The following is a 10,126-nucleotide window of genomic DNA, read 5'->3' as shown; positions in this document are numbered from 1 at the left end:
GCGCACGATCTCGCGCCCGATCGTCGAGCCGACGGTGCGCACCGCGCTGCGGGCCGCCTGCTCGGCCAGGCCGGGGTGACGCCCGCCACGCGGACCGGTGCTGCCGAACAAGATGCTGCTGAGCCCACCGAGCAGCCCGCCGCCGTCGTCCTGCGCCGCCGGCGCCTGGCCGGCCGGGGCTGCCGCGCTGGCCGCGCCGCCGCGCAGCTTTTCGTAGGCCGACTCGCGGTCGATCATCTGCTCGTAGTGGCCGTAGATCACCGAGCTCTCGATGGCGGCCTTGCGTTCGGCGGCGGTGAGCGGGCCGAGGCGGGAATCCGGCGCGATGATGAAGCAGCGCTCCACCATGTGCGGCCGGCCCTTCTCGTCGAGGAAGGAGATCAGGGCCTCGCCGACGCCCAGTTCGGTGATGACCGTGGCGGCGTCGAACTCGGGGTTGGCGCGCATGGTTTCGGCGGCGGTCTTGACGGCTTTCTGGTCGCGCGGGGTGAAGGCGCGCAGGGCGTGCTGGACGCGGTTGCCGAGCTGGCCGAGCACCGTCTCGGGCACGTCCAGGGGGTTCTGGGTGACGAAGTAGACGCCGACGCCCTTCGAGCGGATCAGCCGCACCACCTGCTCGATCTTCTCGAGGAGGGCCTTGGGCGCCTCGTTGAACAGCAGGTGGGCCTCGTCGAAGAAGAACACCAGCTTGGGCTTGTCCACGTCGCCCACTTCCGGCAGCTGCTCGAAGAGCTCGGCCAGCATCCACAGCAGGAAGGTGGAGTACAGCTTGGGCGAGTTGTAGAGCTTGTCGGCGGCCAGGATGTTGATCACGCCGCGGCCGTCGGCGTCGGTCTGGATCAGGTCGGCGATGTCGAGCATCGGCTCGCCGAAGAACTTGTCGCCACCCTGGGCTTCGATGGCCAGCAGGCCGCGCTGGATCGCGCCGATCGAGGCGGCCGAGATGTTGCCGTATTCGGTGGTGAAGTCCTTGGCGTTGTCGCCCACGTATTGCAGGGTGGCGCGCAGGTCCTTCAGGTCGATGATGAGCAGGCCCTGGTCGTCGGCGATCTTGAACACCAGCTGCAGCACGCCGGCCTGGGTCTCGTTGAGGTTGAGCAGTCGCGCGATCAGCATCGGGCCCATGTCCGAGATCGTGGCGCGCACCGGGTGGCCGGCCTCGCCGAAGACGTCCCAGAACACCGCGGTGTTGGCCCGCGGGGTGAATTCGTCGATGCCGAGGGCGGCCAGGCGCTCCTTGAGCTTGGGCGATTCGACGCCGGCGGCGCCGATGCCCGACAGGTCGCCCTTCACGTCGGCCATGAACACCGGCACGCCGATGCTGGCGAAGGATTCGGCCATCTTCTGCAGCGTCACCGTCTTGCCGGTGCCGGTGGCGCCGGTGATCAGGCCGTGGCGGTTGGCCAGCTGGGGCAGCAGGGCGATGTCCTTGTCCTTGGACTTGGCGATGATGAGGGGCTCGGTCATGGGGTTCTCCGGGAAGCGAGGCGAAAGAGGCTTAACGCCCGATTATCGGACAAGTCCCCGTTTCAGGCATGAAATACGCCCTGCCGACCCTGAAAAATCGGCGCCCGAATTGATCCGGCACAAGCGCGGGCTGCGCGAAGATCGGGCGGCGGGGTAAAATCGCGGTTTTACGTCGTAAATCAAGGACACAGAATCATGGCGGGTCATTCCAAGTGGGCCAACATCCAGCACCGTAAGGGCCGACAGGACGAGAAGCGAGGCCGGATCTTTTCCCGGCTGGCCAAGGAAATCACGGTGGCGGCTCGCATGGGCGGCGGCGACGCGGCCTTCAATCCGCGCCTGCGCCTCGCCGTCGATCGGGCCAAGGCTGTGAACATGCCGGCCGACAACATCGATCGCGCCGTCAAGAAAGGCACCGGCGAGCTGGAGGGCGTCACCTACGAGGAGGCCCGCTACGAAGGGTACGGCATCGGCGGCGCGGCGGTGATGGTTGATTGCCTGACCGACAACAAGACCCGCACCGTGGCCGACGTGCGTCACGCCTTCAACAAGTACGGCGGCAACATGGGGACCGACGGTTGCGTGTCCTTCCAGTTCAAGCACTGCGGTCAGCTGCTGTTCGCGCCGGGGACCTCCGAGGACGCGCTGATGGAAGCCGCCCTGGAAGCCGGCGCCGACGACGTGGTGCCCAACGACGACGGTTCGATCGAGGTGCTCACCGATCCGTACCAGTTCGGTGACGTCAAGGAGGCCCTCGAGAAGGCGGGGTTCACCGCCGAGTTCGGCGAAGTGACCATGAAGCCGCTCAATGACACCGAGCTCGTCGGCGACGACGCCGTGCGCATGCAGAAGCTGCTCGATGCGCTCGAATCCCTCGACGACGTGCAGGCCGTGTACACCTCGGCCGCGATGGACGACGAATGAGCGCATAGTTTCAAGATCGGGCATCCGTCCGCGGGAGCCGATCCTGCAAAGCAGAAAAGCCACCTCGCGGTGGCTTTTCTGCTTTGCAGCGAACGCCCGATCAGATCGGGCGTCGAAGCGAATTACTTACGGCGACGGGCAGCGGCCAGACCCAGGGCGCCCAGGCCAACGAGGGCCATGGAGGTGGGTTCCGGGATCGGGGTGACCGGAGCGGTGTAGTCGTAGGTCAGGGTCAGGTTGTAACGGGCCTGGGTCTTGATGGACGAATCCAGATTCCCGTTGGCGGAGTCAATGGTGCCGTTACCTTCTGCGCGGACGTTGAAGGCGCCCAGGTTGCCGGTGCCGATGAAGGCGGCCAGGTCGGCGGCGGAGGTGTAGGTGAAGGCGGGCAGCGAGCCGGCGGCGGTCAGCGAGCCGAAGTCGGTGCCCGACGTGCCGGAGAAGTCGGAAGTGCCGTCGAAGGCGGTGGCGGAGAACGCGGCGCCGGCGTTGCTCAGGGCCAGGGTCTGCAGGGTGGTGGTGCCGTGGCGGAACAGCAGGTTGGCGCCAGCGATCGGGGTCAGGGTGTCGGCGGTGTTGCCGGTATTTTCAGCCTTCAAGGTCTGGACGATGTCGCCGGACAGCTCGATCTTGACGCTGTTCAGGGTGCCAAGGGTGGGATCGAATTGCGACAGGCCGGACAGGGGGTTGACCCAGTTGGTGTTGACCAGACCGTAGGTGTCGCCAGTGGTGATGGTGGCGGCTTGGGCGGAACCGGCAGCGGCGACGAGGGCGAGGGCAAGCAGTTTTTTCATTTAAAAACTCCAGTTTGGAAAACACTAAAAATATTTGGCAATGGGATTGGGCCCCGACTGCTCCCATTTACTCAGCAAAAGGTGTGCCCGTTCTGAGTTGGCTTATAAAAATCAATAATTTAAGTTTTCAAGAAAATGTGACGATGGATTAATGTAAAAAATTCCGACGGGCAAATGTTAATCCATGTGTATTTGAGACGAATTTAACGTCGATGCTCTTTTACTTTTTTTGGTTTTGAGTGTCGATTTTGATTTTTTGAATAAAAAAATCATTTGATGTATAAATTTTGTGTTTTTGTGAAATAAATTTAAATTAGATTGAATTTGGAGGTTTCTGATGTCGAAACACGAGAACGCAAGCGGGGCCGAGCGTCGCAAGCGTCAGCGCTTCGTGGCGACCCGCTGGGGCAACGTCTGCTTCTGGGTGGAGATCGACGGGGTCAGGCAGCCGGTCAATGACCTCTCGCTCGAGGGGTTCAGCCTGTCGTGGGGCGTGCCGTTGCCCGAGCCCCTCGACCTCCCGTTCGTGCTGCATCTCGAGGGCATTCCGGATCAGATCCGCGGAACCGCCAGAACGGTGAACTTCGTGCTCGGTGCCGAAGGCGGGCTGCTGGGCTGCCGCTTCCTGTCGTTCGAGGGCGACGGCGCGGAGCGCCTGCACGAGTGGCTGACCATCCACGTGATCTCCACCGCGACGATCCGGATCTCCGAGACCGAGGCCGCGGCCATCGTGTCGGGCCCGTCTCTGGTCTGAGCGCAGTACGCGAGCACCGAGATAATTTCTCAGGTGCTTGAAAGATATGATAAATTTCGGGCAGGCAGCGCCGGCTTCGGGTCGGCGCGCACTTTTTTTGCCGGCTGCGCCGTTCAGCCTGCCGGAATTTGAGGAATTCGCGTCGTGCTCATCGCCAACAACATCACCATGCAGTTCGGGGCCAAGCCCCTGTTCGAGAACGTCTCCGTCAAGTTCGGCGACGGCAACCGCTACGGCCTGATCGGTGCCAACGGGGCCGGCAAGTCCACGTTCATGAAGATCCTGGCCGGCGTGCTGGAGCCGTCCGCCGGCAACGTGTCGCTCGACAGCGGCGAGCGCATGGCCTTCCTGAAGCAGGATCAGTTCGCCTACGAAGACGAGCGCGTGCTCGACGTGGTGATGATGGGTCACGCCGAGATGTGGGCCTGCATGAAGGAAAAGGACGCCATCTACGCCAACCCCGAGGCGACCGAAGACGACTACATGAAGGCGGCCGAGCTCGAAGGCCACTTCGCGGAGTACGACGGCTACACCGCCGAGGCTCGCGCCGGCGAGCTGCTGCACGGCGTCGGCATCCCCACCGAACAACACAACGGCCCGATGCGTGAAGTCGCCCCGGGCTGGAAGCTGCGGGTGCTGCTGGCCCAGGCCCTGTTCGCCAACCCGGACATCCTGCTGCTCGACGAACCGACCAACAACCTCGACATCAACACCATCCGCTGGCTGGAGAACGTGCTCAACGAGCGCAACTCCACGATGATCATCATCTCCCACGACCGCCACTTCCTGAACCAGGTGTGCACCCACATGGCCGACCTCGACTACGGCCGCATCCAGGTGTGGCCGGGCACCTGGGACGACTACATCGAGGCCTCCACCCAGGCCCGCGAGCGCCAGTCGGCCGCCAATCAGAAGGCCAAGGAGCGCGTGCAGGAGCTGCAGGAGTTCGTCCGCCGCTTTTCCGCCAACAAGTCGAAGGCGCGCCAGGCCACCAGCCGCGCCAAGCTCATCGAGAAGATCAAGATCGACGAGTTCAAGCCGTCCAGCCGCCAGTACCCGTGGATCCGCTTCGAGTACGACGAAAAGGAGAAGCTGCACCGCCAGGCCGTGGAGATCGAAAATCTCACTTTCGGCTACGATCCGGCCAAGCCGATCATCAAGAACTTCACCTTCACCGCCGACGCCAACGACCGCATCGCGATCATCGGCGAGAACGGCATCGGCAAGACCACGCTGCTCAAGCTGCTGGTGGGCGAGCAGCTGCACGGCCTCAAGCCGCAGTTCGGCTCCATCAAGTGGGCAGAGAAGGCCAAGCTGGGCTACTACGCCCAGGACCACGCCGACGACTTCGCCAGCGGCGAGAACCTCACCGACTGGATCAGCGGCTACGTGCGCGAAGGCGGCTACGAGGGCGACGACGCCGAAACCCTGATCCGCGGCACGCTGGGCCGGCTGCTCTTCAAGGGCGACGACGTGAAGAAGTCGGTCAAGGTGATCTCGGGCGGCGAACAGGGCCGGATGCTGTTCGGCAAGCTGATGCTCCAGCGCAAGAACGTGCTGCTGCTGGATGAGCCCACCAACCACATGGACATGGAATCCATCGAATCCCTCAACTCGGGCATCGCGGATTTCAGCGGCACGCTGTTCTTCGTCTCCCACGACCGGGCGTTCGTGTCGTCCATCGCCACCCGCATCCTCGAGATCCGTGGCCCCGGCGACATCGTCGATTACCGCGGCACCTACGAGGAATACCTGGCCAGCCAGGGCATCGAATAAGCCCCGGGCGGTGGGCCAGACCCTCCCGCTCGGTGGCGTCGTCGGCCTGACCATCGCGGTCGGCCTCCTGGCGGATCGCTTCGGCGGCGCCTGGGGGCAGCCGCTCGTCAGCGCCTGGACCTGGGGGCTGTGCGCGCTGCTGGTGGCCCGCGCGGCCGGGCTGCGCGCCCGGCTGCTGGCCTGCCTCGCCATCGCCACCGCCGGCGAAGTCGTGCTCTCGCTGGTCTGGGGGTTGTACGACTACCGGCTGGGCAACCTGCCGCTGTTCGTCCCGCCGGGTCATGTGCTGCTCTACTGGCTCGGACTGCGGCTGGCCGGACGGCTGCCGGACCGCTTGCTGGCGGCTACCCCGTGGCTGGCGGTGGTCGGCGTCAGCGCGCTGGCGCTGGGGCGGCTCGACTGGCTCGGGCCACCGCTGATCCTGATCTTCCTGGCCTGCCTGCGCTGGGGGCCGGCGCCGCGGCTGTACGCGACGATGTTCCTGCTGTCGCTGGCGATGGAGCTGTGGGGCACCTGGCTCGGCAACTGGACCTGGCGCGCCACGCTGCCGGGCCTGGGCTGGCCGGTCAGCAATCCGCCACTCGCGGCGGGCGCCTTTTACTGCGTGCTCGACCTGCTCAGTGAAATCGTTTGCAGGCGCCGCTCCGTCGCCGCGGCATGACGGGGCGAGCGGTGTAAGCTGATCGGCTGCCCATGAAGCTCTCCAAGCTTTCCTTCATCTTCTCGGCGGTGCTGCTACTCATCGTCGGCATCAACGGGACGATCTCCGTGATCGTCCTGTCGGCCTTCGATCGCGTCCAGGCCGTGCATCAGAATCGCGCCGAGGCGCTGCGTCAGGTGGACGAACTGCGCCGCGAGATGGATACCCTGACGCGGCTGGTGCGCAGCTACGCCGTCACCCGCGAGACGCGTTACCTCACGTATTACTACGCGATCCTGGCGATTCGCGAAGGCGAGAAGCCGCCCATCGTCGACAGCGAGCCCGCCACCTACTGGGATCGCGTCGTCGCGGGCACCACGCCCTTCGCCCAGAGCCGCACCGGCGCCGGCGTGTCGTTGCGGGCGCGGATGGTGGCGCGGGGCTTCGACGGCGCCGAACTCGAGGCGCTGGAGCGGGTGCTGGCCGAAACCGAGGCGCTCAAGGCCCTCGAGCAGGTCGCCTTCGCGGCGACCCAGGGCCTGTACGACCCCCAGCGGCGCGATTTCGTGTCCGAGGACGAACCGCGCCCCGAACTCGCGGTGACCCTGGTCCACAGCCGCGAGTACGACGTGAAGCGGGCCAACGTGGCCACCGCCGTGGCCGAGCTCAAGCACCGCGTCGACATCCGCACCGGCGCTGCGGTGGTGAGCGCCCGCACGGCCCTGCGCGACTGGATCATCGCCGCCATCTTCGGCATGTTGCTGACGGCGCTGCTGGTGCTGCGGGGTGCCCACATCGTGCGCCGGCAGGTGCTGCGCCCCATCGAAGAGCTGTGCGCCGCCACCGATCGGCTGGCCCGCGGCGAGTACGACGCGCGTATCGCCGATAGCGCCGGCGTCGAGGAAGTCCAGGTGTTGCGTTCCACCTTCAATTCGATGGCCGGCTCCATCGAGAACGACATCCGCGAGCGCGAATCCATTGGTCGCGAGCTGGAGGACGCCCGCGCCCGCGCCGAGCAGGCCACCCAGGCCAAGTCGCTGTTCCTCGCCAACATGAGCCACGAGATCCGCACGCCGCTCAACGCGGTGATCGGCATGGCCGAGCTGATCCTCCACAGCCGCCTGTCGCCGCGCCAGCGCGACTACGCCAGCAAGATCCGGATTGCCGGCCGCGCGCTGCTCGACACCCTCAACGACATCCTCGACTTCTCCAAGATCGAGGCCGGCCGGCTGGAACTGGAGGCGATCCCGTTCCACCTCGAGCAGGTCATCGCCAACGCCTTCCTGCTGGTCGAGCGGGTGGCCCTCGAAAAGGGCGTCGAACTGCTCTTCGAGGCCCGCGCCGACAGCGTCGCGCTGCTCGGCGAGCGCCTGGTCGGCGACCCGCTGCGGATCGGCCAGGTGCTCGCCAACCTGCTCTCCAACGCGGTCAAGTTCACCCCCGCCGGCCACGTTTCGCTGCGGGTCGATTGTCGCATCGACGGCGACGGCCGCCCTGTCGTCGGGCTCACCGTCGAAGACACCGGGATCGGCATGCGCGCCGAGCAGATCGCCCAGCTGTTCGACGACTTCGTCCAGGCCGAGGGCGCCACCACCCGCCAGTACGGCGGCACCGGCCTTGGCCTGTCGATCGTGCGCCGGCTCGTCGAGGCGATGGGCGGCACCATCGACGTGCACAGCGTGCCGCGCAGCGGCAGCCGCTTCCGCGTCCAGCTCCCCCTCGTCCGCGACACCGCTGCCGCGCAGGCCGCGCCCCGTCCGCCGGCGAGCGGCCTGCGCGTGCTGGTCGCCGAGGACTACCCCGAAGCCCGCCTGGCGCTGATCGACCTGCTCAGCTACGAAGGCGTCGACGAAGTCGATTCGGTGAGCAGCGGCGCCGAGCTGCTGGCCTGCCTCGAAGCCGCGCCGGCGCCCTACGACCTGCTGTTCCTCGACTGGACGCTGCCCGACCGGGACGGCGGCCAGATCATGAAGGCTCTGGCCGCCACGCCGGACCGGGTGCCCGCGCAGGTGGCGCTGGTGTCGGTGCCGCGCACCCTCGACGAGGAACTGCCCGAGCTGCGCCCCGGCGGCCTGCACCTGTGCGACAAGCCGATCCTGCCAAGCGTGCTGCGCCGCCTGTGCGATCTGGCGCTGGGCCGCCAGCCGGCCGAGGAGCCCACCGGCAAGGTCGCCACCGGCGCGCTCGACGGCATGCGCGTGCTGCTGGTCGAGGACAACGGCACCAGCCGCGACGTGGCGGTGGCGCTGCTGGGCCGCTGGGGCGTCGAGGTGGATACCGCCGCCGACGGCCGCGACGCGCTGGCCCAGCTCACCGGCCAGCCGCCCGACAGCTACGCGCTGGTCCTGCTCGACCTGCAGATGCCGGTGATGGACGGTTACGAGACGATCCGGCAGATCCGTGCCCGCCGCGAATTCGACGCCCTGCCGGTGTATGCCCTGTCGGCCCACCGGGGCCGCAGCGTGCTCGAACACTGCCTGTCGCTGGGCATGAACGGCTGCCTCAACAAGCCCTACGAGCTGGCCGAGCTGTTCGAAGTCCTGCGCCAGCACCACCGCGCCGCGCTCGCCCCCGACGCGATGCCGCCGCTGGCCATCGGTGCCGCCGCGGTGGTCGGGCTCGAGGGGATTCCGGGGCTCGACCCGGATTGCGCCATCAACGACACGGGCATCAGCCCGGTGCTTTACCCGCGTCTGCTGGCCAAGTTCTGCGGCCAGTTCGCCGGTGGCCCCGCCGCCCTGCGGGCCGATACCGACGCGCGCAACTGGGAGCAGGTCGCGCTTGCCGCCCATTCGCTCAAGGGCCGCGCCGGGCTGCTCGGCATGAACGAGATCGCCGCCCTGGCCGGACGTCTCGAGGCCGCCGCGCGGGCGGGCGACAACGCCCGCGCCCAGGCGGCGGTGGCGAGCCTCGAGGCGCAGATGAAGCCGCTGGTCGAGGGCATCGCCCGGGTGTTGCCGCCCGGGCTCGACGACGGCGCGTCCTCCGCCGTGCTGGGCGCGCCGGCCAAGTCCCGGGCTTGAACGGCGGCGCCTTGCCGGTGCTGGCGCGTGGCGACGACTGCCGCCCGTCTGCCGCTCAACCCAGCGCCCGCCGGGCGGCCTGCTCGCCCCACCACACCGCTTCCTCGAGCACCGAATACCCCGACAGATCGGAATGGGCGAACAGCAGCGGCCCGTCCGCCGCACGCAGCGCCGCCAGGCCGGGATTGGCAAGGCTGCCGACTACCGGGGTGGCCATGCCGTGGCCGCGCACGGTGATCTCGACGGCGCGCGTGTGCCACCACAGCGCCGGCTCGCCGTAGGCGGTGCGCAGGTCTTCGCTGGCCAGGGCGAGCAGCGCGTCGGGCCCGGCTGCGGCGAGACGCCGGCGGGCCTCGGCCGGACTGGCGTCGGCGAGTGCCCGGTAGGTGGTGAACACGGTGCTGGCGGGGCGGGCGGCGCGGATCAGCTGATGGGTGGCGACGACCCAGCCGAGCCCGGGGCTGGCGTGGATGACGTTGTCCCAGGCCAGCGGCAGTTCGTCGCGTTCGGCCGGAAAGCCGTCGAGCAGAAAGTTGGCGACCAGCCACGGGGCCTGGGGCGGCAGGTGCCTGGCGGGGTCGAAGCCGAGGTCGCGCAGGGCCGGCGCGATGCGTGCCGCCACGTGCAGCGGCATCGCGCAGATGGCGCGCCGGGCGAGGAGACGGCGCGGGCCGGCAGGGGTCTGGCACAGGATCGCGACGCCGTCGCCGTGCAGGTCGATGCGCAGCGCGTGGCCGGCCTGCCGCCG

7 protein-coding genes and 1 pseudogene are annotated in these 10,126 nt (G+C 67.4%); 5 read left to right on the top strand and 3 right to left on the bottom strand.

Translation table 11 applies throughout. The features are described from left to right. Nucleotides 1-1,467 (bottom strand): helicase HerA-like C-terminal domain-containing protein (locus tag ACE3P2_RS14125; RefSeq protein WP_374265536.1); only part of this gene is annotated, 1,467 nt, incomplete at its 3' end. Between the two features lie 195 nt (nt 1,468-1,662). On the opposite strand from ACE3P2_RS14125, the gene ACE3P2_RS14120 reads away from it, so the two are divergent. After that, entirely contained in the window at nt 1,663-2,391 is a 729-nt protein-coding gene (locus ACE3P2_RS14120) for a YebC/PmpR family DNA-binding transcriptional regulator (RefSeq protein ID WP_374265534.1), read from the top strand. A gap of 122 nt (nt 2,392-2,513) precedes the next feature. Here ACE3P2_RS14120 and ACE3P2_RS14115 read toward each other — a convergent pair whose 3' ends face one another. Continuing rightward, nucleotides 2,514-3,185, bottom strand: a complete 672-nt coding sequence (locus ACE3P2_RS14115) for a choice-of-anchor E domain-containing protein (RefSeq protein ID WP_374265532.1) — start codon at nt 3,183-3,185, stop codon at nt 2,514-2,516. Between the two features lie 337 nt (nt 3,186-3,522). Here ACE3P2_RS14115 and ACE3P2_RS14110 point away from each other — a divergent pair, with 337 nt between their 5' ends. The 4 genes from ACE3P2_RS14110 (at nt 3,523) to ACE3P2_RS14095 (ending at nt 9,378) form a co-directional block, all read left to right on the top strand. Beyond that, nucleotides 3,523-3,939: a PilZ domain-containing protein gene (locus ACE3P2_RS14110; protein ID WP_374265530.1), complete on the top strand. Its 417-nt coding sequence runs from the start codon at nt 3,523-3,525 to the stop codon at nt 3,937-3,939. Nucleotides 3,940-4,083: 144 nt separating this feature from the next. Beyond that, on the top strand, nt 4,084-5,715 hold the full coding sequence (locus tag ACE3P2_RS14105; protein WP_374265528.1) for an ABC-F family ATPase: 1,632 nt from the start codon (nt 4,084-4,086) through the stop codon (nt 5,713-5,715). A gap of 10 nt (nt 5,716-5,725) precedes the next feature. Then, nucleotides 5,726-6,376 (top strand): hypothetical protein, encoded by a 651-nt coding sequence (locus tag ACE3P2_RS14100; protein ID WP_374265526.1) that lies wholly within the window; start codon nt 5,726-5,728, stop codon nt 6,374-6,376. A 32-nt stretch (nt 6,377-6,408) separates the two neighbouring features. Then, complete coding sequence (locus ACE3P2_RS14095) at nt 6,409-9,378, top strand: response regulator (RefSeq protein WP_374265524.1); 2,970 nt, start codon at nt 6,409-6,411, stop codon at nt 9,376-9,378. Between the two features lie 55 nt (nt 9,379-9,433). Here ACE3P2_RS14095 and ACE3P2_RS14090 read toward each other — a convergent pair. Further along, nucleotides 9,434-10,126, bottom strand: a pseudogene (locus ACE3P2_RS14090) (hypothetical protein); the annotation flags it as partial.

The organism is Zoogloea sp. (assembly GCF_041911615.1).
GTDB lineage: Bacteria > Pseudomonadota > Gammaproteobacteria > Burkholderiales > Rhodocyclaceae > Zoogloea.
The sequence above is the reverse complement of the archived record's forward strand: the minus strand, read 5'-3'. Positions and strand labels throughout refer to the sequence as shown.

What these genes read in the sequence shown, in the direction of transcription:
- ACE3P2_RS14120 (WP_374265534.1), top strand. Translation starts at nt 1,663, where the DNA reads ATGGCGGGTCATTCCAAGTGGGCCAACATCCAGCACCGTAAGGGCCGA.
- ACE3P2_RS14115 (WP_374265532.1), bottom strand. Translation starts at nt 3,185, where the DNA reads ATGAAAAAACTGCTTGCCCTCGCCCTCGTCGCCGCTGCCGGTTCCGCC.
- ACE3P2_RS14110 (WP_374265530.1), top strand. Translation starts at nt 3,523, where the DNA reads ATGTCGAAACACGAGAACGCAAGCGGGGCCGAGCGTCGCAAGCGTCAG.
- ACE3P2_RS14095 (WP_374265524.1), top strand. Translation starts at nt 6,409, where the DNA reads ATGAAGCTCTCCAAGCTTTCCTTCATCTTCTCGGCGGTGCTGCTACTC.